This is a genomic window from Aestuariivirga sp. (assembly GCF_046093005.1).
Taxonomy (GTDB): Bacteria; Pseudomonadota; Alphaproteobacteria; order Rhizobiales; family Aestuariivirgaceae; genus Aestuariivirga.
In genome coordinates this window covers 1-24,288 of sequence record NZ_JBJTER010000135.1, presented here as the reverse complement: position 1 = coordinate 24,288, position 24,288 = coordinate 1, and the positions used below count along the sequence as shown (strand labels likewise).

The 24,288-nt window shown below is 61.3% G+C and carries 21 protein-coding genes, 1 tRNA gene and 1 pseudogene; 19 read left to right on the top strand and 4 right to left on the bottom strand.

Features of this window, described 5'->3' with window-relative positions:
* The first annotated feature begins 314 nt into the window (after positions 1 to 314).
* The 5 genes and pseudogenes from ACKOED_RS11840 to ACKOED_RS11820 form a co-directional block, all read left to right on the top strand.
* Entirely contained in the window at positions 315 to 554 is a 240-nt protein-coding gene (locus ACKOED_RS11840; RefSeq protein WP_408916800.1) for a hypothetical protein, read from the top strand.
* The gene (locus tag ACKOED_RS11835; RefSeq protein WP_408916799.1) at positions 544 to 1,107 is read left to right on the top strand and encodes a hypothetical protein; all 564 of its coding nucleotides are present in this window, start codon (positions 544 to 546) and stop codon (positions 1,105 to 1,107) included. The genes ACKOED_RS11840 and ACKOED_RS11835 overlap by 11 nt, the downstream gene beginning before the upstream one ends.
* Entirely contained in the window at positions 1,104 to 2,195 is a 1,092-nt protein-coding gene (locus ACKOED_RS11830; protein ID WP_408916798.1) for a hypothetical protein, read from the top strand. The genes ACKOED_RS11835 and ACKOED_RS11830 overlap by 4 nt, the downstream gene beginning before the upstream one ends.
* A 31-nt stretch (positions 2,196 to 2,226) precedes the next feature.
* The gene (locus ACKOED_RS11825; protein ID WP_408916797.1) at positions 2,227 to 2,904 is read left to right on the top strand and encodes a hypothetical protein; all 678 of its coding nucleotides are present in this window, start codon (positions 2,227 to 2,229) and stop codon (positions 2,902 to 2,904) included.
* A pseudogene (locus ACKOED_RS11820) lies at positions 2,840 to 3,019 on the top strand (hypothetical protein); the annotation flags it as partial. The gene ACKOED_RS11825 and the pseudogene ACKOED_RS11820, both read left to right, overlap by 65 nt.
* A gap of 211 nt (positions 3,020 to 3,230) precedes the next feature.
* Here ACKOED_RS11820 and ACKOED_RS11815 read toward each other — a convergent pair.
* The gene (locus ACKOED_RS11815) at positions 3,231 to 3,704 is read right to left on the bottom strand and encodes a hypothetical protein (RefSeq protein ID WP_408916796.1); all 474 of its coding nucleotides are present in this window, start codon (positions 3,702 to 3,704) and stop codon (positions 3,231 to 3,233) included.
* Between the two features lie 56 nt (positions 3,705 to 3,760).
* Positions 3,761 to 4,045 (bottom strand): hypothetical protein, encoded by a 285-nt coding sequence (locus tag ACKOED_RS11810; RefSeq protein WP_408916795.1) that lies wholly within the window; start codon positions 4,043 to 4,045, stop codon positions 3,761 to 3,763.
* Between the two features lie 222 nt (positions 4,046 to 4,267).
* Between ACKOED_RS11810 and ACKOED_RS11805 the strand changes: the two genes are divergently transcribed.
* The 10 genes from ACKOED_RS11805 to ACKOED_RS11760 all read left to right on the top strand — a co-directional run bounded on the left by ACKOED_RS11805 (position 4,268) and on the right by ACKOED_RS11760 (position 18,534).
* Positions 4,268 to 5,359, top strand: a complete 1,092-nt coding sequence (locus ACKOED_RS11805; protein WP_408916794.1) for a GSU2403 family nucleotidyltransferase fold protein — start codon at positions 4,268 to 4,270, stop codon at positions 5,357 to 5,359.
* Between the two features lie 174 nt (positions 5,360 to 5,533).
* Positions 5,534 to 8,797, top strand: a complete 3,264-nt coding sequence (locus ACKOED_RS11800) for a helicase-related protein (protein WP_408916793.1) — start codon at positions 5,534 to 5,536, stop codon at positions 8,795 to 8,797.
* Positions 8,790 to 12,878, top strand: a complete 4,089-nt coding sequence (locus ACKOED_RS11795) for an Eco57I restriction-modification methylase domain-containing protein (RefSeq protein WP_408916792.1) — start codon at positions 8,790 to 8,792, stop codon at positions 12,876 to 12,878. Before ACKOED_RS11800 ends, ACKOED_RS11795 begins: the two co-directional genes overlap by 8 nt.
* Before the next feature lie 8 nt (positions 12,879 to 12,886).
* Positions 12,887 to 13,729, top strand: a complete 843-nt coding sequence (locus ACKOED_RS11790) for an ImmA/IrrE family metallo-endopeptidase (protein ID WP_408916791.1) — start codon at positions 12,887 to 12,889, stop codon at positions 13,727 to 13,729.
* Complete coding sequence (locus ACKOED_RS11785) at positions 13,726 to 14,715, top strand: ATP-binding protein (RefSeq protein WP_408916790.1); 990 nt, start codon at positions 13,726 to 13,728, stop codon at positions 14,713 to 14,715. Before ACKOED_RS11790 ends, ACKOED_RS11785 begins: the two co-directional genes overlap by 4 nt.
* A complete protein-coding gene (locus ACKOED_RS11780) occupies positions 14,697 to 15,359 on the top strand; it encodes a hypothetical protein (RefSeq protein ID WP_408916789.1) in 663 nt (220 codons plus the stop codon). The genes ACKOED_RS11785 and ACKOED_RS11780 overlap by 19 nt, the downstream gene beginning before the upstream one ends.
* On the top strand, positions 15,359 to 16,279 hold the full coding sequence (locus ACKOED_RS11775) for a DUF5655 domain-containing protein (RefSeq protein ID WP_408916788.1): 921 nt from the start codon (positions 15,359 to 15,361) through the stop codon (positions 16,277 to 16,279). Before ACKOED_RS11780 ends, ACKOED_RS11775 begins: the two co-directional genes overlap by 1 nt.
* A gap of 16 nt (positions 16,280 to 16,295) precedes the next feature.
* Positions 16,296 to 17,105 (top strand): GIY-YIG nuclease family protein, encoded by an 810-nt coding sequence (locus tag ACKOED_RS11770; RefSeq protein ID WP_408916787.1) that lies wholly within the window; start codon positions 16,296 to 16,298, stop codon positions 17,103 to 17,105.
* 9 nt (positions 17,106 to 17,114) lie between these two features.
* Positions 17,115 to 17,669 carry an HD domain-containing protein gene (locus ACKOED_RS11765; RefSeq protein WP_408916786.1) on the top strand — a complete coding sequence of 185 codons (555 nt, stop codon included), beginning with the start codon at positions 17,115 to 17,117 and terminating at the stop codon, positions 17,667 to 17,669.
* A gap of 4 nt (positions 17,670 to 17,673) precedes the next feature.
* Positions 17,674 to 18,534, top strand: a complete 861-nt coding sequence (locus ACKOED_RS11760; protein ID WP_408916785.1) for a hypothetical protein — start codon at positions 17,674 to 17,676, stop codon at positions 18,532 to 18,534.
* A 124-nt stretch (positions 18,535 to 18,658) separates the two neighbouring features.
* On the opposite strand, the gene ACKOED_RS11755 is transcribed toward ACKOED_RS11760, so the two are convergent.
* Positions 18,659 to 18,734 (bottom strand) — tRNA-Asn (locus ACKOED_RS11755).
* Positions 18,735 to 18,891: 157 nt separating this feature from the next.
* Between ACKOED_RS11755 and ACKOED_RS11750 the strand changes: the two genes are divergently transcribed.
* Positions 18,892 to 19,167 (top strand): hypothetical protein, encoded by a 276-nt coding sequence (locus ACKOED_RS11750; protein ID WP_408916814.1) that lies wholly within the window; start codon positions 18,892 to 18,894, stop codon positions 19,165 to 19,167.
* Positions 19,168 to 19,247: 80 nt separating this feature from the next.
* On the opposite strand, the gene ACKOED_RS11745 is transcribed toward ACKOED_RS11750, so the two are convergent.
* Positions 19,248 to 21,035 (bottom strand): aminopeptidase P family protein, encoded by a 1,788-nt coding sequence (locus ACKOED_RS11745; RefSeq protein WP_408916784.1) that lies wholly within the window; start codon positions 21,033 to 21,035, stop codon positions 19,248 to 19,250.
* Positions 21,036 to 21,154: 119 nt separating this feature from the next.
* On the opposite strand from ACKOED_RS11745, the gene ACKOED_RS11740 reads away from it, so the two are divergent.
* From ACKOED_RS11740 to ACKOED_RS11730, 3 genes are all read left to right on the top strand, one after another.
* Entirely contained in the window at positions 21,155 to 22,045 is an 891-nt protein-coding gene (locus ACKOED_RS11740) for an N-formylglutamate amidohydrolase (RefSeq protein ID WP_408916783.1), read from the top strand.
* Positions 22,046 to 22,198: 153 nt separating this feature from the next.
* Positions 22,199 to 23,104 (top strand): chlorophyll synthase ChlG, encoded by a 906-nt coding sequence (gene chlG, locus ACKOED_RS11735; RefSeq protein ID WP_408916782.1) that lies wholly within the window; start codon positions 22,199 to 22,201, stop codon positions 23,102 to 23,104.
* Between the two features lie 270 nt (positions 23,105 to 23,374).
* Positions 23,375 to 24,288: GTP-binding protein (locus ACKOED_RS11730; protein ID WP_408916781.1), on the top strand; the 914-nt coding region annotated here is incomplete at its 3' end.

The window sequence follows — 24,288 nt, the reverse complement described above, 5'->3', positions numbered from 1 at the left end:
AGCGGACAGGTCCGCGAAGCCCTCGACCGTCTCGAAGGTCTTGTCGTCGATGGCCTGAAGCACGGCTTCTTCGACTACTCGATCGCCTGCGAGGTTGCAAACGGCGGCAAGCGGCAACTCGTGATCCGCGCTGGCAAAAGCCACAAGTTCACGATCCCCGAACATGAGGTGCCGCTGCTCTAGTGACGCCAAGCGGCGATCCCTGAGACGGGGACGCCAAACGATGCAAACCCCTTTGGGCACAACGTCATCGGTGGGAATCCGAGACCGGAGGCCAGGAGCACGGAGCGGCGGAACCGCCCGTGAGGCTTTCGATGAAACGTCTCGATGCTGCAAACGACAATTATTTGGGGCGGCAGATCGCCCATACCCGCGAAATCTGGCAACCGCGCATGGGCCGCGACCTCAACGACGAGGACGCGCGGCAAATCCTTCATTCTGTCACCGGCTTCTTCGGCGTCCTGGCCGAATGGCGGCGCGCCGAATTGCTCGCCGCTAATGATAGCGCTGCGCCGGTCGAATCGAACGACGGCGAGGTGCGTCATGACCGCTGAAACCATCGCCAAAGCCCTTGGCGGGCATCGCGTGGGCGCAACCTGGATGGCGCGCTGCCCGGCTCATGACGATTCAAGCCCGAGCCTCGCGATCAGCGCGGGCAGGCACGGCAAGGTGCTGGTGCGTTGCCATGCCGGTTGCGAACAGCGCGACGTAATCGCCGCCCTTTCAGAGCACGGCTTGTGGGACGCGACCGCCAGGCACCATCGCGGCATTGCCCGAAAGCACCGGAAAAACACTAGCCCCGAACCCGATTCCGATGCCAAGGCGCGCACCGAGGCCGCGCTTGCGGTCTGGCGGGCCTCGCGAGACATCGCGGGCTCGCTCGCCGAAACCTATCTGCGATCGCGCGGGATTGAGCTTTCGCCGCTGCCAAGTTTGCGTTTCCATCCCGGCCTGAAGCACGCGTCGGGCGGCGTCTGGCCTGCCATGGTCGCGCTGGTGGTGCATGGTGAGACCGGCGAAGCCCTTGGCGCGCCATCGAGATCGACGCGACCGGGTGGCGCATCGTTGACAATCCGCCCATTCGCTTCCGGCGCGCCTCCGGTATGAAGGCGATGCCGATCCCGGTCAGTGGCGGCTCGATCGAAACCTTGCGCTCTTTCCTCAATGTGCAGACGGACGCCGATTTCGTGCTGGTGGTCGCCTGGGCGCTGGCGTGCCTTCGCAATCGCGGTCCCTATCCGGTCATCGTGCTGTCGGGCGAGCAAGGTTCGGCCAAGTCCACCTTTTCCGCCATCTTGCGGGCGCTGCTCGATCCGAACACCGCACCGCTTCGCGCTTTACCGCGTGAGGATCGGGACCTGTTCATCGCCGCCAGCAACGGCCATGTGCTGGCCTTTGATAATGTCTCGGGCTTGCCCGCCTGGATATCGGACACGCTTTGCCGCCTCACCACGGGAGGCGGCTTCGCGGTGCGCCAACTCTATTCCGATCAGGATGAAGTGCTATTCGACGCCGCGCGCCCGGTGATCCTCAACGGGATCGAGGATATCGTCACGAGGCCCGATCTGGCCGATCGCGCCGTTTTCCTGACGCTGGAACCGATCCCCGAGGAACGCCGCCGCCCGGAGCAGGACTTGTGGGCGGCGTTCGAGGCCGAACGCCCGCGCCTCCTCGGCGTGCTGCTCGATGCGGTAGCGAAGGGGCTCGCCGAATTGCCACGCACGAAGCTCGCCAAGCTGCCACGCATGGCGGACTTCGCCCTGTGGGCGACCGCCTGCGAAACCGCGCTCTGGCCCGCGGGTACGTTCTGGTCGGCCTATTGCGGCAACCGTGACGAGGCGGTGGATGGCGTGATCGACGCCGATCCGGTCGCCGCAGCCGTTCGGGCCTTAATGCTGACGCGGACGGAGTGGACGGGAACCGCCTCGGACCTTCTGGGCGCCCTTGCCGAAATGGCGGGCGAGCGTGTTGCCAAGTCGAAGACCTGGCCCGATAGCCCTCGGGCGCTGGCGGGCCGCTTGCGCCGGGCGGCGACCTTCCTGCGCAAGGTCGGCATCGACATCGGCTTCGAGCGCGAAGGGCGGGCGCGGACACGGATGATCCGCATCACCACGACCGGGCAGCCTGGCTGCATTCGCCATGCTGGCCCGCCTGGCACGCCAGCCGGAAGGCTGAGGCTGTCGCCGCTCTTTTGAACTTCGAGATTCACGAGACGAGGACATTGCCATGACCGCAAAGAAGCCCGCCAACACGCCGACAACCGTGGTCGCCGACGACCCTGAAGATCGAAAAGGGCGGCTGAAGGACATCGGTGGATCGCTATCCGATCACTGGAACAACATGCTCGCCAACCAGGCTGTGCAAGCCTTGTGGCTGAAGAACTCAAGCGCCGAGGAACGCGACAAGAAGCTAAGCGCCACTGTCGCGGCGCTGATGGGCATCGCGCCCAAGGACGAACTGGAAGGCATGATGGCGGCGCAACTGGTCGCCGCTCACAACGCCGCGATGGAATGCTACCGGCGCGCCATGATCGGCGAGCAGACCGTTGAGGGGCGGCGCGAGAACCTAGCGCAAGCCAACAAGTTGTCCCGCACCTATGCGGCGCTGGTCGAAGCCCTCAACCGCCATCGCGGCAAGGGCCAGCAAAAGGTCACCGTCGAACACGTCCATGTCCATGCGGGTGGGCAAGCGGTGGTCGGCATGGTCACCGCACCCGGTCAGCCGGGGGGTGGGGACGCCAGCAAATTCGAGGAACAACCCCATGCAAAGCAGATTGCCCATGCACCTGAGCCCGCGATGCCATGCCCGGACCCGAGCTGGGACGCCGTGCCGATCGCCCCCGATGACGAACGGGCGCTGCCGGATGCACGGCGGCAAGGCCAAGGGCGCGCCGAAGGGCAATAGCCACGCCTTCAAGCATGGCCGATACACCGCCGAACACATCGCGGAACGCCGCCACTTCTCAGACCTGTTGCGCGACATGAAAGGCTTCAACGACGAACTGGACGGTAAGGAATGAACCGGCCCGGCTTCTGAAGTCAGGCCCGCCCGTTTAGGTTCTTCCCGGCGATTGGCCTATGCGGGCGGCGGCAGCGCGGGCTTTCGCCAGTGGCAGACGTGCGAACTGGGTTCGCTCCCGCTTGAGGTTCGCGGGTTCGCACTTGGCTTCGCGGTTGCACCGACCGATGGGTAGTTCGGCACATCGACGGGTTGGTAGGGGGCGGCTCTGATCAAGCACTGGTGCGCCCCGCTTCGATGGCGATCAACGCCAGATCGCGATAGCGCGCCATCGCCTTGGGGCTTGTCGAAACCGGGTTGATCTCGATGGCCGTGAGGCCTTCGACATCGCCCGCCTCGGCAAGCGCTACCAGCTTGGCGAGCTTCGCCCGAAACCGCGCATGGGTCGGCTTGGAGAAATCCGGCGCTGCCGGAAGCGCGCCCGCCTGCGCCTGCTCGATGATCGCCTTGCGCTTGCCGGTCTTCGGGACGCTCGGCCAACAAGCAGCATTCGTTTGTGCAATAGGGTGATTGGCCAGCGCCGGATCGGTGATGCTGATGGCGGTCTCGCTTTCGGTGATCGCCCGCCAGCCGAAGCGGCCATCGGGCGTCTTGAACACTTCGAACTCGCCGGGCTTCAACCCGGCACGCTGCGCACCGCGCTGGGCGTTAAACTTCTTGTCGTAGGTTGTGGCTTCCGTGGTCATGGTCGTGTTCCTTCAGGATTGGTTTCCGTTCGCGGTGATAAGCGCCGAGCGGCCATTCAAAGTCGGGTGTTCCCGACGTTGAGCGAGTTAAGACCCGGGACTTCGGCCCAAGCCCCAGTCCCCTGGGCGGTGACGCCGTAGATCAGCGGCAGGCGCTTACCGAACGGGCTGGGGTTCTCGGCAACGAGGCGCATCGCCTCGATCCGCGCATCTTCAAGGGTCGGCGCGCTAGCCCGGGCGTAGCGCCCGGTTCCGAGGAACAGGGCAACGTCGAAGCGAACGGCTTGGGCGAGGACCGCCGCGTTGGCGGCGTCGGCGGGATGAACTTTGCGGCGTTTCATGAGCGATCTCGGTGGGTTACGGGATCGCAGACAGCCTCGACGCCGGAACGGGAGCAACCGCTAAGTTGCTGATTTATTGGGGTCTGTCGGGCGGGTTTGGTATCAGCCTGCCAGCAAGACCGACGTCATTATGCCCAATTCGCGTTTTTGGGCATAATGCTCTTGCTTTCGGTCGGGCACGACGGCACTATGCGTAAAATTCAGATTTGGGCATAACCGCCAGTGAAGCCGCTCAGCCTTGCCCATCAGACCATGTTCTCGGACTTGATCCAGCGATGCCTCGATGCCGAGTTTGAGGAGACGTTTCCCGAGAACGGCTCGTTCTCCAAGGTGAAAGGCGCGAACGGCCAACTGTTCTGGTACTACAAGGGCTACAACCGCGGCGAAGCGAATGCCGACAGCAAGCGCTTCTCAAAATATGTTGGCCCGGTCGCCGACCCGGACGTAACGGCACGGGTGGAGCGCTTCCAGAGAGTCAAAGCCAACTATCGCGAACGCCGTTCACTCGTCACCTCTCTCACCGCGGCAGGATTGCCTTCACCTCCTGCGCTCGTTGGCGACATCGTTGATGTCCTATGGCGAGCTGGCCTGTTTCGTCTGCATGCCGTTCTGGTCGGCACCGCCGCTTTCCAGACTTATGCTGGGCTGCTCGGCGTGCGACTACCAAGCGCGCCGCTCATGACGGGCGATGTCGACTTCGCCCAATTCCATTCGATTTCCGTTTCGGTCGACGATTCCATTCCCCCCGTGCTCGAAGCCCTGCGGCAGGTGGACTCGACATTCCGGGAAATCCCGAGCCTCGCAAATCCGAGGGCGACAACGAGCTTCAGCAATGCAGCGGGCTTCAAGGTTGAATTCCTCACGCCGAACCGAAGCAAGGACGACTTTGCGGGCGAACCGGCAGCGATGCCAGCGCTTGGCGGCGCCTCCGCGCAACCCCTTCGCTATCTCGATTTTCTGATCCATCAGCCAGTCCGTTCGGTGCTTCTGCACAAGGGTGGCGTCGCGGTTCTCGTTCCCGCACCGGAGCGGTTCGCGGTCCACAAGATGATCGTTTCCGAATTGCGCCGCACCGACCGCGACAGCGCGAGCAAGGCCCGCAAGGATCTCGAACAGGCGTCAGTGATGATCGAAGCGCTTGCGAACAGTTCATCCAGGCTTGATCTCGGCCTCGCTTACATCGAAGCGCGCGACCGTGGACAGAAATGGCGCGAGGCGCTGGAGGGGGCGAGAAAAAAGCTCTCGAACTCTCTATTGGAAGGTGAGCTAGACACAGCAATTCAGGAAGCGGGAGCACAAGATGCGAAGTATTGATCTGTTTTCATGCCCCTCGCAGATGTATATTGATCGCAATTCCAAGATTCTACAGACCGGAACCAACACGACTTTTGCGTCTTGCGCAAATACTCATCTGGATTTCTTGCAACAGTGACCAGTCACACAAAAACAATAATGTCTGGAATTCGAGACAACCACTCCCGGGGAAGTGTGGCTGATTTCCTCAGGGAAAAAGTGTCGGCCGGCAGCGAGCTGTCGGTGGTTTCCGCATACTTCACGATCCACGCCTATCAGGCGCTCCGCGAGAAACTTGATCCCGTTCGAAGGGTTCGCTTCCTGTTCGGTGAGCCGCGTTTCATCGGTTCACTTGACCCCGAAAAGACCGAGCGGAAGCGATTTGCAATTGAGGACGACGGTCTGGAACTCGCAAACCGCCTACAGCAAAGGCAGGTCGCTTTCGATTGCGCGCGCTGGCTCGACGAAAAAGTCGATATCCGTTCAGTTCTCGATGCGAACTTCGTGCACGGGAAGATGTATCACGTCGATGATGGCCGTCGCGAACACGCGATTGTCGGCAGTTCAAATTTCACGCGCCGAGGTTTGGGCATATCGAGTACGCCGAACATCGAGCTAAACCTGATTGTCGACGGCGATCGAGATCGAACGGATCTGAAGGCATGGTTCGACACAATCTGGGATGACGAGAGGCTCGTGTCTGACGTCAAGGACGAGGTTCTGCGCTATCTTGAGCAGCTCTACGTTAATCACGCGCCAGAGTTCGTCTACTTCAAGACGCTTTATCACGTCTTCGAACGCTTTATCTCAGGCCAGGACGCCGACGCGGCTCTTTTTGAGCAGACCGCGATCATTGATACCGAAATCTGGAAAGCGTTGTTCGATTTCCAGAAAGACGGCGTGAAGGGAGCGATCCACAAGATCAACGCTCACAATGGCTGCATCCTGGCCGATAGCGTAGGGCTCGGAAAAACCTATTCGGCGCTAGCCGTCATCAAATACTTTGAGCTTCGAAATCAGCGAGTCTTGGTACTTTGCCCCAAAAAACTGCGCGATAATTGGACAGTTTACCTTGATCGTAACAATAGTGAGCTAAATCCCTTTCTAAAGGATCAGTTTGGATACATGGTTTTGTCTCACACCGATTTATCGCGGGAAACGGGAAAAGTTGATGGTGTCGATCTATCAACGATCAGCTGGGGCAACTTCGATCTGATCGTGATCGATGAATCTCACAACTTTAGAAACAACACCAAGGGCAAACGCGACGAAGACGGGAACATCGTTCGGAAAAGCCGGTACGAGCGGCTGATGGACGATGTGATCAAGAAGGGCGTGAAGACCAAAATTCTCTTGCTGTCAGCAACCCCGGTCAACAACGACCTCCGCGATCTGCGCAACCAAATCTATTTTGTCACCGAGGGCCGAGACGCAGCCTTTGCGCCTGATCTGGCTATCAACAGCATCAAGGACACGCTGGCGACGGCGCAGAAAACGTTCATGGAATGGGCGCGTCGCAGCGGAGAGCGCGATGCCCGTGATCTCATGGATCGGCTGCCCGCGTCGTTTTTCACACTTCTGGACGAGCTCACGATTGCACGGTCCCGAAACCACATTAAGAAGTACTATCGCGCCTCGCTCGAAAAGATCGGGCATTTTCCCAAGCGCCGAAAGCCCGGATCGATATTCTCAGACATCGACCTGAAAGGCCGGTTTCTGTCCTACGATCGGCTGAACGACGAAATTTCCAAGTACGAACTGTCGCTATTCAACCCCTCGCGCTACGTGCTGCCGGTTTATGCAGTGCAATACGAGGAACGCAAAATCGCAAATTTTTCGCAAGCCAATCGTGAAAAATTCCTGATCGGCATGATCAAGGTCAACTTCCTGAAGCGGCTGGAAAGTTCTGTTCACGCTTTTGCCATCACGATGGAAAGAACTGTCTCAAAGATCGAGGCGCTTGAAGAGAGGCTGCGCGCATACAAAGAGCACGCGAAGGCAGCCGAAGAAGCGCTTCAGCCCGATCTGTTTGCCGCCGAAGACGAGGATGACGACGATCTCACCCAGGCTTTTCAAGTGGGCTCGAAACTCAAGTTCGAAATGGCCCACCTCGATGTCGATCGTTGGCTAAAGGATCTCGCAACAGACAAACAGCAGCTGTCACTCCTTTCCGATGCCGCCCAGGCGGTTGATACGACGCGCGACGCGAAGCTGGCGAAGCTCAAGGAATTGATCGAGCAGAAGGTTCGGCACCCGGATCGCAACAGTCAAGGCGAAGAGAACCGCAAGGTGATCGTGTTCTGTGCGTTCGCCGACACGGCGGCCTATCTCTATGAGGCGCTGGAGCCCTGGGCGCGGAAGACGTTGGGGCTTCACATCGCGCTTGTGTCAGGCGGCTCCAAACCGAACCGCACGACCTTCGGCAAAGCCGAAATCTCGCAGATCCTCTCCAACTTTTCGCCTCGCGCCAAGCAGCGCGCGAAGATCAAGTCGATGCCGCAAGACGGCGAGATCGATATTTTGATCGCGACCGACTGTATCGCGGAAGGTCAGAACCTTCAGGATTGCGACTATCTCATCAACTACGACATCCACTGGAACCCGGTTCGGATCATCCAGCGTTTCGGGCGCATCGATCGTATCGGCAGCCTCAATCATGAAATCCAGCTCGTGAATTTCTGGCCGACACCCGACCTCAACAAATACATCAACCTGAAAAGCCGGGTCGAGGCGCGCATGGCGCTCGTCGATATCGCCGCGACCAACGAAGATAACGTCCTGAACGCCAAGGATATCGAGGAACTCGTACAAAACGATCTTCGATATCGCGACAAGCAATTGCTGCGGCTGAAGGATGAGGTGCTCGATCTTGAGGACTTCAACGAAACTGTCGCGCTCAACGAATTCACGCTCGACGATTTTCGTGCCGAACTGCTGGGCTTCATCGAGGCGAACCGCGAGCGCCTGGAAGACGCGCCGCTCGGGCTCTATGCGGTCGTGCCGCCCCATGCCGAGCACCAGTCTATCCAGCCGGGCACGATCTACTGCCTCAAGCAACGCGTGCCCTCGGCGGGCGGCGAAACGGTCAACCCGTTGCAGCCTTATTTTCTGGTCTATGTCCGCGAGACGGGAGAGGTGCGCTACAATTTCACGGCACCCAAGCAGGTGCTGGAAATCTTCCGCGCGCTCTGCCAGGGCAAGACCGAACCCTATGCCAAGCTGTGCGAGCTGTTCGACGCGCAAACAGATGATGGCAAGGACATGCAGCGTTATAGCGCGCTACTGGAGTCCGCGATCAGCGCCATCGCCTCGCAGTCGGACAAGAAGAACCTCGGCAACCTCTTTGCCGGCCGTGGAGGCAAGCTGGTTGACGATACCAAGCTGCCGAAAACGTCGACCGATTTCGATCTCGTCACATGGCTGGTCATCATGAAGCCCGAGGAGACCGGTAATGAGTGATACCCGGTCGAAGGTTCAGGCGGCGCTGACGGCGCTCGCAAGTCAGACCACCAAGGAAGCCGCAACCGAGCTGTTTGGCGCGCTGGGTTATGCCAGCCGCAAAGCAGTCGATCTTGACGGCGCTCCTGCGTCTTTCCTCAAGTTCGTTGATCGCGACGGCAAGCTGGCGGCCAAGCGCGAAGCGCAGGTCGATAAATGGCAGCGCGTCGACTTCCTGTTCCAGCTCACCAACGACGAACTTCCGATCCTGGCTCAAGGCACGCCTGATATGTTCTCGGGCCACCAGGATTATCGCACTTCGATCATCGAATCCTTCGTGTTCCTCGCCATCGAATTAACGGATGAAGAATGGAGCCGAGGCGCGCTTGCCGGCATCACGCGCGAGGTCAATCGGCTCTTCCCGATGCCTGCCGTCATATTGTTCAAACATGGCGGGTTGGCTTCGCTCGCCGTCATCGACCGTCGTCCAAACAAGAGGGATGGCTCGCGCGATGTCGTCGAGAAGCGTATCTCAATCGTCAAGGATATCAACCTTGCATCCCCCCATCCCGGGCATACAGCTATCTTATGCGACATCGCACTAAGTAATGTGAATGTGCGTGGACGAGGCAAGCCCACCAATTTTCGTGAACTTTACGACGGCTGGATCGATGCGCTGTCTGCTCAGACGCTGAACAAGAAATTCTATGGCGAACTTGTAAATTGGTATTTCTGGTCCGTCACGCAGGTCACGTTCCCGACCTCGGCACTCGAGATCGATGAAAACAAGCCCAATGAGCAGAACCAGATCGCCGTCATAAGGATGCTGACCAGATTGATTTTCGTTTGGTTTATCAAAGAAAAGAAGCTCGTCCCTGCTGAGCTTTTTGATACCACGGAACTTGACAAGCTATTGAACGAAAATGTTGCGAAGAATGGCGAAGGCTGCGCTTTTTACAAGGCGATTCTACAAAATTTGTTCTTCGCGACTCTAAACACTGATTCAGATCGCAAGTTCAAAAGCAAGAAGCAACCGGGTGGCCTGGATAGCCAGCGCCTCGTTCACAACGTTTACCGCTACCACTCTAGCTTTCGTGATCCCGAGGCAGCGCTCAAGCTGTTCGATGACGTGCCTTTCCTCAATGGCGGCCTGTTCGAATGTCTTGACCGCGAAGTCACTGATCGCGAGCTTGGCCGGAATCCAAGGCTGCGCAGTCGCCTCGTGAAGGAGGGAAACCGTGAGCTTATTCGCGTTGATGGATTCTCCGACTATCCAAAGAACCCGCTGAACGTTCCAAACAAGATTTTCTTCTCGAAGGAGATATCTGTCCAGCCGAGTGATGAACACGACCCGTTGAATGGTAAGCCTTACAAGGCGATGGGCCTGATCGAGCTCTTCTCCCGCTACAAGTTCACGGTCGAAGAGAACATGCCGGAAGAGGAAGAGGTCGCGCTCGATCCCGAACTGCTCGGCAAGGTGTTCGAGAACCTGCTGGCCAACTACAACGCCGATACACGCACCACAGCGCGCAAGAAATCCGGCTCGTTCTACACCCCGCGCGAAGTGGTCGACTACATGGTCGATGAGGCGCTGGTCGCCTATTTTGAGCGGCGGCTGGTGGCGAAGCCTGCTGCGCCCACAACGGGCAAGCCGCGCCAGCAGGCGCTGGACATGGTGATGCCGGGCGAGTTCGACCTCACCGGCAGGCCACCACTGCACGGCGCGCGAGACGCGACTGCCAGCGATCTCGGTACGCGCCTGCGCAAACTGATGTCCTACAAGGAGAGCGGCAACCCTTTTTCGAATGCTGAGACCAATGAACTGATCGCGGCTATCGACAATCTGAAGGCACTCGATCCTGCCTGCGGTTCAGGCGCCTTCCCCATGGGCCTGTTGCAGAAGCTGATCCATGTCCTGCACCGGCTGGACCCGGATAATGAGCGATGGCGTGCGCAGAACCGCAGGCCTCTGGAAGTGCGGCTGGTAGCGGCAAGAGAGACGCCAGACCCTTCGCGGCGGAACATCGAGATTGAGGAAGCCGAAGCCGCGCTGGCCAAGCTTGACCGTGATTTCTCAGATGCCAACAAGCCGGATTATGCGCGCAAGCTCTACCTCATCGACAAGTGCCTTTTTGGGGTGGATATCCAGCCCATCGCGGTGCAGATCGCCAAGCTGCGCTTTTTCATTTCCTTGGTGGTCAGCCAGAAGATTGACCGCAACGAGGACAACGCCAACATCACGGCGCTGCCAAACCTTGAGACGAAGCTCGTCGCCGCCAACAGCCTGATCCCGATCGAGCGCAAGACACAGGGTGACTTGTTCCGCAACACCAAAATAGCTGAGAAGGAGGCGGAGCTCCGCGACATGAATGCGCGCTATTTCTCAGCCCGTACCATGAAGACCAAACGTGCGCGCCGCGAGGATATCGCCAAGCTGCGCGATGAACTGGCCGAGTTGCTGAAGTCTGATCGCGGCGTGCCAGAGACGGACGCCGAGCTGATGGCGGCCTGGGACCCGTTTGATCAGAACGCCGCCGCGCCCTTCTTCGATCCTGAATGGATGTTCGGCCTGTCCTCGCGGTTTGATCTTGTCATCGGCAACCCGCCTTACGTCCGGCAGGAGAAGATCAACACTTCCGAATACCCGGACTTCAAAAAGACGCTCGAAAAGCACTATGGCGGCAAGGACAGACAAGGGAACCCGCTCGGCGCTTATGCCGGCACGGCGGACCTGTTCGTCTATTTTATCCAGCGCGGCATCGAGCTGCTGAACCCCGGCGGGGCCTTTGCCTACATCACCTCGAACAAATGGTATCGCGCCAAATACGGCCAGAACCTGCGTGGCTGGCTGAACCGTCATACGGAGCTGCGCCGCATCGTCGATTTTGGCGATGCCGAGGTGTTCGACGCCATCGCCTATCCGACAATTCTGATCGCCGCGCGGCGCGATGCGCCGGTGCAGCAGCCGGATGCAAAGGACAGCCTGCGCGTGATGAATTGGCCGCAGGACCTTACCCGGGAGGATATCCCCGGTTTTCCGAAGCTGGTGGACGAGATCGGCTTCGACATGCCGCAGAAGGCACTGGCCGTGGATGGCTGGCAATTGGAGCCGCAGGCCAGGCGAGGGCTGCTTGAGCGCATCCGTGCGGCGGGCATGCCGCTCGGCCAATATGTCGAAGGGCGCTTCTATTACGGCATCAAGACCGGCTTCAACGATGCATTCGTCATTGACGGATCGACCAAGGACCGGCTGATCGCCGAACATGCGAGCTCCGCCGAGATCATCAAGCCCTTCCTACGCGGCCGCGACATCAAGCGCTGGCGTGTGGAGCCGCAGGACTTGTGGTTGATCCGCATCGAGTCATCCGAGAACGTCACACATCCGTGGAGCGGCTTGCCGCATGATGAAGCCGAGGCCGTCTTTGCCAAAGCGCTGCCTGCCATTCATCGGTTCATGAGCGCGTATCGCAAGGAACTCATCAAACGATACGATCAAGGCAAGTACTTCTGGGAGCTGCGATCTTGTGCTTATTGGCAGCAGTTCGAGCAGCCGAAAATTGTTTTTCCGGATATTGCACTATCGCCACAGTTTGCATTTACGCTTCAGCCGTTCTTCATCGCGAATACTGGTTACATTGTTCCAGAAGTCGATGTTAGCGATCTTGCCATTCTGAACAGCGCGGTTATCGATTTCTTTTATCGGCAGATCAGTCCGCAGATTCAGAATGGCTACTACCGATTTATTGCTCAATACGTTTCGCAGATTCCCATGCCACGCCCACGCGGCGTGACAAAGGAACTCTTGCGTTCGATGGCTGCGGCACTCAGTGCTGGTTCCAGCAACAACCGCCTCGAACAACTCCTCAACGGCTTCGTCTATGAACTCTTCTTCAAGGATGATCTCCACGCCCGCGGCCTGACGCTGTTCGATGAAGCCGAAAAGGCGGGCCTTGGCAAACTCGCCCACCTTGAAGGCGCGGCGCTGATGAAGGCAGCGGAAAGCTTTGCCGCCACCCACCTCTTGCCCGGCGCGCGCCTGCGCACCATGCTCTCCGACCTCGCTACCCTTGACGTCGTCCGCATCATCGAGGGCCGGGAATGAGCGGGGCGATGGCCCAGCAAGACCTGTTTCCCCTTGAAGAGGATCGGGATCGCGCGCTCATCGAACAACTCATCGCTGCGACGCGACTTTATGAAACCAGCGAGTCCGTCAAAGAACTCCTGGAATTCACCGTCCGCCTCCGCCGGTTCGCGCCGTTCAATGCCTTGCTTCTGCATATCCAGAAACCGGGTCTGACCTTTGCCGCATCGGCGCGGGAATGGTTCGAACGGTTTGGCCGCGTTCCGAGGAAGGGCACTCGTCCGCTGCTGATCCTCCGCACCATGGGGCCGGTGGATTTCGTCTTCGACATTCTCGATACCGAGGGCCGCGACCTGCCCGAAAGCGCCTTCTCATTTCCGACTTTGGGTTCGCTCACGGAACATCGCTTCAACGGCATCATCGATCAAGTCGCCCGTCTGGGGCTTGAGATCGTTCAACTGGATGCGGGGGATTCCAGTGCCGGGTGGATCAGGCTTGCAAAGAAATCGGCTGACCCGAAGCGCAAGCATCACTACCAACTGGCATTCAACCGCAACCATCCCGCGCCAACCCGTCTGGTCACGGTCGCCCACGAACTGGCGCATCTTTTTTTGGGGCATTTAGGCGAGGATCGCGGCTTCAAAATCCGTGACCAGAGCCACAGGACAATCGGAGAGCGGGAAGTCGAGGCCGAAATGGCGGCCTACCTCGTAGCTAAGCGGAATGGCCTCAGTCCTCGTAGCGAGAGCTACCTTGCCAACTATCAGGGCGCTATTCCGGGCATCGACCTCTATGCCGTCATGCGCGTTGCAAACACCATTGAGACCGCAATGGGATTGGCGTGGCATCAGCTGAGACGCGCAGCGCCATGACCGAGAACGCGCCGCCACCTGCCGCGCCAGCCGCCGCGCCGGTGCCTGTGGCTCCCGCCGTCACCCCGCCGCGCATCAAGTCCTTCACCCTCTGCGACTTCCGCGCCTTCGCCGGCCCGGAGCCTGTGACCTTCAACCTCGACGGCAAGAACCTGCTGATCTATGGCGAAAACGGCGCGGGAAAGTCATCGGTGTTCCATGCTCTGGATGAGTTTTTCTCGGCTGCGCAGCCCGATGCCCAGGCGCACAAGAAGCGCCTTGCTGATTCTGAGAACATCTTTCCGAAACCCGGCAAGGGTAAGGTCTCGATTGAGGTGACATTCGAGGGCGATGCCGCTCCCGTGCGCTGGGACGACAAGGGCCACCCCGCCGACACCAAAGGCTATCCGGCGCTGCCAGCAGACGCCCGCGTTGTGAACGGCGCCTATCGCAAAGCGGCCCTCGACTATCGCGCCTTGCTCGATACGAACTACCGGCACGGCAACGGCGCGGTGAACCTGTTCGATGTCTGCGTGAACGTCCTGCTGCGCGACTATCGACTGACGACCAATGAGCGCCTGTTCGATCTCTGGCGACGCATGCAGCGGCTGCCGCAGATGACTCGGATGACCGACGCGGACAAGGCGAATATTCAAGTCCTCGTGAGGAGCTTCAACGATGGAATGGCCGAGGCCATCGAGGCTCTGTGGCCAAAGGCGAATGTCATCCTGAAAGACCTGAAGTGGGAGGATGTCGAACTTAAGGCGCTTGAGTTTGCAAGTGTTCGTTTCAACTGGGATCGTTCGGCAAGAACCGGCGCTATCTTGGCTGCGAGATCACGCCGAAGCTGGCGTTTCGAGACAAGGAACTGCCAACGCCACAAACTTTTCTCAACGAGGCGCGGCTTTCGGCCTTGGCGCTCGCCATCTATTTCGCCGGCCGGCAAGTCTGCGCAGCGACACTTCAAGCCGACACGCCGCACCTTATCGTGCTCGATGACGTGCTGATCGGCCTCGACCAATCCAACCGCATGCCTGTGTTGCGGATGCTCGACCAGCATTTCGACGGCTGGCAGATCGTGCTGCTGACCCATGATCGCGTCTGGTATGAAATGGCGCGCTTTCATCTCGCCGACCGGGACGACTGGGTGGCGGTCGAGATGTTCGAGGAAAAGCAACCTGACGGCACGCCCATGCCGATCGCCGAGGTTGTCAGGCCATTCGTGAGACCTGCTTCGATTGACGCCATTGCCGCCAACATCGCCACCGCCCGAAAGTTCCACGGCATGAACGAATACGCGGCGGCGGCTGTCCATGCGCGGGTCGCGTTCGAGCTTTCGCTCAAGAAGCTCTGCGAGCGCAAGTCTATCCCTGTGCGATTCAAGGCCGATCCGAGGGAGCTCAAGACCGAGGACTTGCTGTCAGCAATCGAGAAGTGGCTCGGGGACCCGAAGCAAGCGCAGATCAAGCCGAATGTTGAACCGGCCATCAAGAACGTGAGGCTGGCCCGAAAAGTCGTGCTTAACCAGTTCTCGCACTCCACGCCGGTTAATCTGGCCGACGCCGAGGTCAAGAATGCGATTGATGCCGTGGAAGTGCTGCAGAAGGCATTCAAGGATCACGTTCCAACTAACGAAGCAGCGGTGCCGTGATGTCTGACATCAAACTCTTTCGCATCGGCCAGGGCGGCGTTTACGAGCTTTCCGGCACGACCGACACGATTGAGAAATCAGTCCAGACCCTGTTCGAGACAAATCTGGAGCCGCTGCTTGGCGTGCGCTTTCTGGCCAGCGAATTCACCACCAGCAATGGAGCGCGGATCGACACGCTGGGGCTCGACGAGAACGGCTGCCCGGTGATCCTCGAATACAAGCGCTCGGTGAACGAGAACGTCATCAACCAGGGCCTGTTCTATCTCGACTGGCTGATGGACCATCGCAAGGACTTCCAGTGGCTGGTGCTGGAAAAGCTCGGCAAGAAGGAGGCCGAGGCGGTCGATTGGTCGGCGCCGCGCCTGATCTGCATCGCTGGCGACTTCAACCGCTATGACGACCATGCGGTGAAGCAGATCCAGCGCAATATCGAGCTAATCCGCTATCGCCGCTTCGGTGACGAACTCCTCATGCTCGATCTTGTCGCGGTGACCGCAGTTAAGGCTGCGCCCGTCGACGCCAAGCCCTCCGGCACGGCCGAGCCAGGCGGCGCCTCGGGCCGCTACAAGACCATCGGCACGGTGATCGAGGAACTCGACCCCGGCATGCGCGACCGCTACGAGGCGCTGCGCGCCTATCTCCTGGCGCTGGGCGACGACGTGCAGGAAACCACGCTGCGCTTCTATGTCGCCTTCAAGCGCATCAAGAATTTCGCCTGTGTGGAGTTCCGGCCGACGACTGGGCGGATCAACGTCTTCGTCAAGGTCGATCCTGCCTCGATCACGCTGGAACCCGGCTTCACGCGCGATGTCTCGAACGTCGGCCACTTTGGCACCGGCGATCTCGAAATCACGCTCTCAAGGCCTGAGGACCTCGACAGGGCGCTGCCGCTGATAAAGCGCAGCTACGAGGATTCATGATAGGGACTGCGGGGGGATGACGATCCGGCTTTCCGACATCTGGCCGATTGCCGCGCCCGAAGGCTACAAGCTGCACTTCGCACGCTGGAACGGCGAGAACCAGCCGCTGGAAGTCTGGGCGCGGGACAAACGCGAATGGCAGGGCTGGCAGGAATACCGGCCGGCGCGAGACGACTTCAACCGGCCGCTGATTTTCTCGTTGATCCAGTTCTATCACGAGCCCGACACGTGGCTGTTTGGTGGCGTTTTCCGCGTATTGCAACGCCATCGGGACCGCTACGAAGTCGAGCGTGCGGAGGAAGGCGAGAACTTTCTTGGACGACTGAAGTTGCGCTCGTCTTATCGCGAGCGGGCCACGCGGGTGAAGTTCGAGAACCACTATTCCAGCCTCGAAGTGCAGGAGCTCCTCCGCGAGCCCTATTCTGGACGAGCCTTTCCCGGGTTTGAGGACATCGACCTTTCATTCGAGGAGTTGGAAACGCTTGTGCGTAACAGCCGCCCGGATTGGAAGTCAGCGCTTTCGAGCATCAAGGGTGTCTATCTGATCTCGGATGTCTCAACCGGGAAGCGCTACATCGGATCGGCCTATGGCGATCAGGGCATTTGGCCGCGCTGGTGTGCCTATGTCGCCAGCGGCCATGGCGGCAATGTAGAACTGCGGGCGCTGGTGAGCGATCCAACGCTGGAATACTGCCGCAAGGCTTTTCGTTTTGCACTGCTGGAATCGCGCCCGGCGCCGACGCCGGATGAAGTGATCCTGGCGCGTGAGGCGTTCTGGAAGCGGATACTTTTGACCCGCAGCATTGATGGATTGAACAGGAACTGAGGATTGCCGATGCTGACCACTCGCTATGACGACGCACTTCACTACGCGCATGACCTGCACCGTGCGCAGACCCGAAAGGGAACGGCGATCCCCTATATCTCGCACCTGATGACCGTTTCAGCGCTGGTGATCGAGCATGGCGGGACCGAGGATCAGGCCATTGGCGCGCTCCTCCACGACGCCGCGGAAGATCAGGGCGGGGAACAAACGCTGGCTGACATTCGCATGCGCTTTGGCGATGCGGTTGCCCGGATCGTTCATGACTGCACCGACGCCTGGGAGGAGCCGAAACCCGCATGGCGTCCGCGCAAGGAAGCCTATCTGGCTCTTCTCCCGAAAAAGCCGCCGCAATCCCTGCTCGTGTCGCTGGCCGACAAGACCCATAACGCCGAAGCCATTCTGTTCGATTATCGCGCGCTCGGCGATGCGCTTTGGCCGCGCTTCAACGGCGGTGCGGACGGAACACGCTGGTACTATAGCGCGCTGGCGGAGGTGTTCGCGCGCACCATGCCGGGCCGCCTGAGCGACCGCCTGACGCGGGCGGTAAAGGGCTTTTCGGATTGACGACATGCCCGCCTTCGCCCGCACCATCGGCATCGACTATTCGGGCGCCCAGACACCCACCGCCAGCCTGAAGGGCTTGCGCGTCTTTCTGGCCGAGGGCGATGCGCCGCCGGCAGGGGTGCCGCCACCTCCATCAGCCAAGAAGTATTGGACCCGGCGCGGGATCGCTGAATGGCTGGTGGAACGGCTCTCTGAGGATGTGCCGACGCTGGTGGGCATCGACCACGGCTTCTCATTCCCCCTGCGCTACTTCGAGGTTCATGGGCTGTTGCCGGATTGGCCGCGCTTCCTTGACGACTTCCAGCGGCACTGGCCGACGGACGAGGATCACGTCTATGTCGACTTTGTCCGGGACGGCATTGCCGGCAACGGCGCGAAGCGCACAGGCCATGCGCGCTGGCGGCGCCTGACGGAAGAATACGCCGGATCGGCGAAGTCGGTCTTTCACTTCGATGTTCGAGGGCAGGTCGCGAAATCCACTCATGCCGGCATTCCGTGGCTGCGCTTCATCCGGCAGCGCCTCGGCGAGCGCGTGCATTTCTGGCCGTTCGACGGATGGGCCATTCCGGCCGGGCGGTCAGCCATTGCGGAGGTTTATCCGGCTCTGTGGTCGCGCAGCTTCGCCAATGAGGGACGCACCGGCGATCAGCACGACGCTTTCAGGATCGTCGCCTGCCTTTCCCGTGCCGACCGTGACGGTAGCCTTTCCGCGTTCCTGAACCCCGAATTGAACCCTGCGGAGCGCGTCGTGGCGCGGGTGGAGGGATGGATTCTCGGCGTGCCAGGCCGCTCCCGGATCGGTGGAAAATCGGGCAAGACGAGCGACGAGACTGGTTGCGATCCGAGTGTGTTTAGGTTGCAGTAAGCGATATGAAGAAGTCATCGAAATCCTCACCTTCCGCCAACCCTTTGACATGCTTGCAGAAACGATTGTCGAGACCCGAAACGAAAAAGCGCCCGGCAGCGTTTCCGGGCGTGTTTTTGAAAAATGGCTCCCCGACCTGGACTCGAACCAGGGACCATTCGATTAACAGTCGAATGCTCTACCAACTGAGCTATCGGGGAATTTCCGACCGGGCTATAGCAGAGGGCCTGGGCCGGGAAAAGCGTTTTCTGGCCCCCTGGCGGGACCTGATCCTCGCCATGCGGAAACCGGAATTGCTCCCTATATAGGTAAGCCTTTGCCATCAGGAGAACCGCGGACGTGAGCAGGATCAACATCATGGGACGCCGGATCAGCCTGCCGCGCCACCCGGTGCTGCGCATGGCGCTGGGCGGAGCGCTGATCTTTGGAGGCCTTCTCGGCTTCCTGCCGGTTCTTGGCTTCTGGATGGTGCCGCTCGGTGTTGCCGTGCTGGCGGTGGATTTCCCGCCGGCGCGGCGCCTGCACCGCCGCGCCTCGGTGGGGCTGGGCGCCTGGCTGCACCGGCGCCTGCCGGGGCTCGCCACCCGTCTCGGTTATGGCAAGCCCCGGCCCGCACGGCGGAACGGGACTTGAGGGGCGGCCGGCCCGGTCAAGCCGGGCGATGATGAGCGCTCTTGTCAGGAACCCCTGCGTTCAATTGAGCGCCCGTTGCCCTAAAGCGCCGCGCAGGCCTTGCGCAGCCAGTCGAGTTCGTTGCCGTTTAGGAAGCCCCCGATCTCCTTCAGCACGCGGGCGTGGTAGTCATTGAGCCAGCCGCGTTCCTCGGGCGAGAGCAACGGCGCCTCGATCAGCCGCCGGTCGATGGGGGCGAGCGTCAGCGTCTCGAAGCCCAGCATCGGGCGCTCGCCGCCCGTGATGTCCCTGGCGTCATGCACCATGACCAGGTTTTCGATCCTGATGCCGTAGTGGCCGGGCTTGTAATAGCCGGGTTCATTCGACAGGATCATGCCCGGCTCCAGCGCCGTGCGGTCGGACTTGTTGATCCGCGCCGGGCCTTCATGCACCGAGAGATAGGAGCCTACCCCATGGCCGGTGCCATGGTCGAAATCGAGCCCCGCCATCCACAGCGCGCGGCGCGCCAGCACGTCAAGCTGTGAACCGGTCGTGCCCTTGGGAAAGCGGATGACGGAGAGGCCGATCATGCCCTTCAGCACGCGGGTGAAGCGGTCTTTCATTTCCGCCGTGGGCTCGCCGACGATCAGCGTGCGGGTGATGTCGGTGGTGCCGTCCGGATATTGCCCGCCGGAATCGATGAGAAAGATCTCATTGCGGCCAAGCTTGCGGCTGGACTCGGGCGTTGCGTGATAATGCGGGATCGCCGCATGCGGTCCTGAAGCCGGGATGGTTTCGAAGGACAGATCCCTGAATTCGCCGCTTGCGGCGCGGAAGTCCTTCAGCTTCCCGGCCACGTCAAGCTCGGTCAGCCGGCCTTTGGGCGCTTCCGCCTCGAACCAGCAGAGGAACCGGCTCATCGCCACGCCGTCGCGCCGTTGGGCGTTGCGCGCGCCCTCGCGCTCCACCGGGTTCTTGCGCGCCTTGGGCAGGGAAACCGGGTCGGCCGCGGTGACGATCCGGGCGCCGGCGCGGGCCAGCACGGCGCGGATGCGTTCCGGCGTCCAGCTCCCGTCGATCAGCACCTTGCATTTCTTGCGGCCCAGCGCCTTCAGCGCCGCCGCGATCTCGCCCGGCGGGCGCACGGCGGCGATCTTCTTCAGATGCGCGGCGACGTCCTCGGGAAGCCGCGCCCGGTCGGCGAACAGCATGAGCTTGCCTTTCGCCGGCAGGATCGCATAGGCCGCCGCCACCGGCGTGTGCGGCACGTCGAAGCCGCGCAGGTTGAGAAGCCAGGAAACTGAATCCGGCTGGGTCAGCACCACGGCATCGGCGCCGCCCAGCGACTTGCGGATGTCCTTGATCTTGTCGGCGGCGCTGCGGCCCGCGAGTTGGGTCGGCTGGGTGGCGAAGGCCGCCATCGGCCGCGCCGGCTGGTCATGCCAGATGGCGTCGATCGGGTTGGAGGCCACTGGCACGAAGGTGGCGCCCACCGCCGCGCAGGCCTCGCTGAAGCGGGCGGCCTGGTCGGCGGTTACCAGCCAGGGGTCGAAGCCCAGCCGGTCTCCTTGCTTGAGGTTCATGGCGATCCAGGTGGCGGGCGGGTTCTCCACGATGTGCAAAGGCCGGAAGAGCTTTTCATCCACCTGCTGGCGCACCTGCACCACATAGCGGCCGTCGACGAAGATCGCCGCCTTGGTGAGTGTGAGGATGGCGAGACCGGCGCTGCCCCGGAAATTGGTGAGCCAGTTCAGCCGTTCGGCACAGGCGGCGACGTATTCGCCCTGGAATTCGTCGGCGCGCGGCACGAAGAAACCGGTGAGCCGGCGGCGCTTCAATTCGGCCCGGAGCAGGGCCACGCGGTTGCGGTGGGCAAGGGGCGCGGTCATCTGTGAAAACTTAGCGTCCGCCGCCCGGCCGAGCAACCGGGCTCTGCGCCGCAACCCCTCTGGACAGCCCGCGGCGTCTCAGAGATACTCCATTAAGTTGCTTCCAATAATGTGACGGCATGCCGGACAACGCCACCCCCCTGCCTTTCGAGATCATCGCCCCGGCGGAGTGGCCGGCTCCGGCGGTATTCAATTCTCCTCACAGCGGCTGTGATTTTCCAGCGGAGTTTCTGCGCCAGTCCCGGCTGCCGCTGGCCAGGCTGCGGAAGTCCGAGGATTGTTTCGTCGACGAGCTGTTCCTCTCTTGCACGGCATTCGGCGCGCCGATGCTCAGGGCCAGGGCGCCGCGCAGTTATATCGATCTCAACCGCGAGCCTTATGAACTGGACCCGCGCATGTTCTCGGGTGAGCTTCCCGGCTATGCCAATACCGGTTCGCCGCGGGTGGCGGGCGGGCTCGGCACCATTCCCCGTATCGTGTCCGAGGGTGAGGATATCTACCGCGGCCGCATTGATTTCGCGGAGGCCCGCAAGCGAATCGACAGGGTTTACATCCCCTATCACCGCACGCTCACGGCGCTCTCCGAGGCGGTGCTGGCCAAGGCGGGCGAGGTGCTGCTCATCGATTGCCATTCGATGCCCGCGAGCGCCACAAGCCATCTGACGCCGCCCGGCATGGGACGGGTCGACGCCGTGCTGGGTGACCGGTTCGGCCATTCATGCGCGCCGGAGATTTCGCAACTGGTGGAAGACCGGCTGCGGCGGCATGGTCTCAGGGTGGTGCGCAACAAGCCCTATGCCGGCGGCTTCATCACCCAGAACCATGGGGCCCCCCACCGGGGCCGGCACGCGCTGCAGATCGAAATCAACCGCAGCCTCTATATGGATGAGACGAGCCTCGAAAAGACCCCGGCTTTTCAGGAGATCTGCGACATCCTCGCGGATCTGAACAAGACCCTTCTCGGGTTTCTCGAAGAGCGCATGTTGCCCCGCCAGCTGGCCGCCGAATGATTCGCTCCGCGGCAATCCGGGCCGCTCGCCCGCGGTGACTGGCGCGGGTCAGCGGCGGCGCCCCCGGGGCGGAAGGCCGTAGCCCGTTCAAGGTATCCGGCATGGCCGCCGCCAGGTTTGACATCGGCCAACCCCGGGCATAGCCTTCAATTCATGGATCATTCCGCCATTTCGCGGGCCACGCGGTCTTACCCGCAGCCGGGCGCTGTTTTGCAGCTTTTGAAGCCGGTGACCTGGTTTCCGCCGATGTGGGCCTTCGCCTGCGGGGCGGTGTCGTCGGGCCAGCCGCTGTCCGCCAGCTGGGCGCTGATGGCGGCAGGCCTGCTGCGCTCAGGTCCGCTGGTGTGCGGGGCGAGCCAGGCGGTGAACGACTGGTATGACCGCCATGTCGACGCCATCAATGAGCCGGGACGGCCGATTCCCTCCGGCCGGGTGCCGGGAAACTGGGGTTTCCGGATCGCGGTGGTCTGGACGCTGCTGTCGCTTGGCCTTGCGGCAGCGCTCGGGGCTGCGGTGTTCTGGGCTGCGGTGTTCGGTCTCATCATGGCCTGGGCCTACAGCGCGCCGCCCGCCCGGCTTAAGCTCAACGGCTGGTGGGGCAATGCGGCGGTGGCGCTGTGCTATGAGGGCCTGCCGTGGTTTACGGGGGCGGCAGCGCTGCTCGGCGGAGTTCCGCCTTGGCCGGTGATCATTCTGGCGCTGCTCTATTCGCTGGGCGCCCACGGCATCATGACGCTCAATGATTTCAAGGCCATCGACGGCGACCGGCAGATGGGCGTGCGGTCGCTGCCGGTGCAACTCGGTGTCGCTGGCGCCGCACGTGTGGCCTGCGCGGTGATGGCGCTGCCGCAGGCCGCCGTGGCGGCGTTGCTGTTCACCTGGGACCGGCCCTACCATGCCGCGGCGGTTCTGGGTCTGCTTCTCGTCCAGCTTCTCATGATGGCACGTTTTCTCGGCGACCCGAAAGCCCGGGCGCTGTGGTACAGCGGCCTCGGCGTCACGCTCTATGTGAGCGGTATGATGATCAGCGCCGTCGCGGCGCGGGGCGTGGTCTGGTAAGGCCAGACGATCAAGCGCGCACTGGCCGCGACAACCTCATGTTCATTGAGCCGGTTGTTATGGATTGCCCGGGCGGGCATGCGATGGCCGTTCGCTTCCGCCGGCCCGCCGCAGCCTCGGTTTTTCTTGCCGCTAACGATTTCGCTTGCCGGCCGGGCGCAACCGAGTCACTCTCTTACATGTGGAACCGCCCCGGCGTGGTGACACGGATATGCAGAAGGGCGGTCCTTCAGTGCTGCAACACCAACGCAGTCAAAGGAGCTTTGTCCCATGGAAAACCTTACAGGCAGAAGGCCTCAGGGCTCGCGGTGCGTCGCGCTCGTGGGCCCTTATCTAAGCGGCAAGACCACGCTTCTCGAAGCTATCCTGTTCCGCACCGGCGCCATTCCCCGCCAGGGCCGGGTGGCTGACAAGTCAACCATCGGCGATGCGGCGCCGGAAGCCCGCGCCCCTGGCATGAGCATCGAGATCAATGCCGCCACCGCGCAATATCTGGGCGACAGCTACACCTTCCTCGATTGCCCTGGCTCGATCGAATTCGCGCAGGACCAGCGCGCCGCCCTGGCCGGCGCCGATGTCGCGGTGGTGGTCTGCGAGGCCGATGACAAGAAGGCGCCGGCCCTGCAACTGATCCTGAAGCAGCTCGACGAGATCGGGCTGCCGCGCATCCTGTTCATCAACAAGGTCGACAAGACTGATTCCGCGCCGCGCGACGTGCTTGCGTGGCTGCAGCCGGCGTCCTCGAAGCCTCTGATCCTGCGCCAGCTGCCGATCATGAAAGGGTCGATCGTCACCGGCTTCGTCGATCTCGCGCTGGAGCGCGCCTATGTTTACCAGGAGCATCTGGAGAGCAAGCTCATCGACATGCCGGACGACATGGCGGGGCTGGAAAAATCGCAGCGTTTCGCCATGCTGGAAAAGCTCGCGGATCACGATGACGAACTGATGGAACAGCTGTTGTCCGACATGGAGCCGCCGCGCGACCGGGTTTTCGCGGATCTGGCGCGCGATCTGGCGGAAGGCCACATCACGCCCGTGCTGTTCGGCTCCGCGGAACATGGCACCGGCATCGAGCGCCTGCTGAAGGCGCTGCGCCACGAGGCGCCCGGCATCGCCGACACGGCAAAGCGGCTCGGCCTCACGGCCAGTGGCGCCACCGTGCAGGTGCTGACGACCTTCCACAC

Bases quoted from the DNA above. Each gene is read 5' to 3' on its own strand.
- ACKOED_RS11750 (WP_408916814.1), top strand. From the start codon at position 18,892: ATGGGACGCCGGATCAGCCTGCCGCGCCACCCGGTGCTGCGCATGGCG.
- ACKOED_RS11825 (WP_408916797.1), top strand. From the start codon at position 2,227: ATGACCGCAAAGAAGCCCGCCAACACGCCGACAACCGTGGTCGCCGAC.
- ACKOED_RS11760 (WP_408916785.1), top strand. From the start codon at position 17,674: ATGCCCGCCTTCGCCCGCACCATCGGCATCGACTATTCGGGCGCCCAG.
- ACKOED_RS11770 (WP_408916787.1), top strand. From the start codon at position 16,296: ATGACGATCCGGCTTTCCGACATCTGGCCGATTGCCGCGCCCGAAGGC.
- ACKOED_RS11795 (WP_408916792.1), top strand. From the start codon at position 8,790: ATGAGTGATACCCGGTCGAAGGTTCAGGCGGCGCTGACGGCGCTCGCA.
- ACKOED_RS11835 (WP_408916799.1), top strand. From the start codon at position 544: ATGACCGCTGAAACCATCGCCAAAGCCCTTGGCGGGCATCGCGTGGGC.
- chlG (WP_408916782.1), top strand. From the start codon at position 22,199: ATGGATCATTCCGCCATTTCGCGGGCCACGCGGTCTTACCCGCAGCCG.
- ACKOED_RS11775 (WP_408916788.1), top strand. From the start codon at position 15,359: ATGTCTGACATCAAACTCTTTCGCATCGGCCAGGGCGGCGTTTACGAG.
- ACKOED_RS11840 (WP_408916800.1), top strand. From the start codon at position 315: ATGAAACGTCTCGATGCTGCAAACGACAATTATTTGGGGCGGCAGATC.
- ACKOED_RS11810 (WP_408916795.1), bottom strand. From the start codon at position 4,045: ATGAAACGCCGCAAAGTTCATCCCGCCGACGCCGCCAACGCGGCGGTC.
- ACKOED_RS11790 (WP_408916791.1), top strand. From the start codon at position 12,887: ATGGCCCAGCAAGACCTGTTTCCCCTTGAAGAGGATCGGGATCGCGCG.
- ACKOED_RS11740 (WP_408916783.1), top strand. From the start codon at position 21,155: ATGCCGGACAACGCCACCCCCCTGCCTTTCGAGATCATCGCCCCGGCG.
- ACKOED_RS11830 (WP_408916798.1), top strand. From the start codon at position 1,104: ATGAAGGCGATGCCGATCCCGGTCAGTGGCGGCTCGATCGAAACCTTG.
- ACKOED_RS11745 (WP_408916784.1), bottom strand. From the start codon at position 21,035: ATGACCGCGCCCCTTGCCCACCGCAACCGCGTGGCCCTGCTCCGGGCC.
- ACKOED_RS11765 (WP_408916786.1), top strand. From the start codon at position 17,115: ATGCTGACCACTCGCTATGACGACGCACTTCACTACGCGCATGACCTG.
- ACKOED_RS11815 (WP_408916796.1), bottom strand. From the start codon at position 3,704: ATGACCACGGAAGCCACAACCTACGACAAGAAGTTTAACGCCCAGCGC.
- ACKOED_RS11785 (WP_408916790.1), top strand. From the start codon at position 13,726: ATGACCGAGAACGCGCCGCCACCTGCCGCGCCAGCCGCCGCGCCGGTG.